The sequence below is a fragment of the Oleiphilus sp. HI0067 genome (genome assembly GCF_001635735.1).
Genome location: NZ_LWFI01001348.1, coordinates 1 through 693 on the forward strand (window position 1 = coordinate 1; position 693 = coordinate 693).

The following is a 693-nucleotide window of genomic DNA, read 5'->3' on the forward strand; positions in this document are numbered from 1 at the left end:
CAGCCGTCATTAGCATCGGGAAGTAACGAGGCAAAGACATCGCGCCGCGCAATACTGAGCGATAACCACTGATGCCAGCCATTGCGCTCAATACGTCCATAGATTGAGCACGCGTTGAACGTGGCACAAGGTCAAGGGCGAACGAGTCGATAGAGCGTGCTGCAAGATTTTGAATTAGTGGAACGTTATCCCACGGCTCCATAATGCTGATCAATGTCGACTCAGGACGAAGAAGCTTTGCTTCTTCTTCTGTAGGTGCGAGAACCTTCACGACAATATTTGCTTGTCGATACAGTGACTCTGCATCATCAGCGATAATTGCACCGCTATTGCGGTACTCTTCATCGGTAAAGTGTGCGCCGTCGCCAGCACCTTGTTCAACGATAACTTCGTAACCGGCCTCAAGCAGTTCTGGCACGCCAGCAGGAATAATCGCAACGCGATTTTCTTGTGCTTGAGATTCTTTCGGAATTCCGATCAACATAAGGTTGACTCCATATGAGGGTTTGATTCTAAAAAGCTTGGCACTGTGCTTACTGAATCTGATAAGCCCAGTGTTGAATGTGTAAATGCTCTAACATTTGCTAAGAGTTGAGCATCGTTTTTCAATGAGTGTCCGTAACTTGGAATTAGCGATTGAAGCGTGACTAAGTGACTGCCTTGAGTCAGTTCAGGCATACAACGTTCAATGAC

Annotated in this window: 2 pseudogenes; both read right to left on the bottom strand. The window is 47.0% G+C overall.

What is annotated here, in order from left to right:
• A pseudogene (locus tag A3739_RS21400) lies at nt 1-484 on the bottom strand (NAD(P)(+) transhydrogenase (Re/Si-specific) subunit alpha); the annotation flags it as partial.
• Nucleotides 478-693, bottom strand: a pseudogene (locus tag A3739_RS31025) (malate:quinone oxidoreductase); the annotation flags it as partial. The pseudogenes A3739_RS31025 and A3739_RS21400, both read right to left, overlap by 7 nt.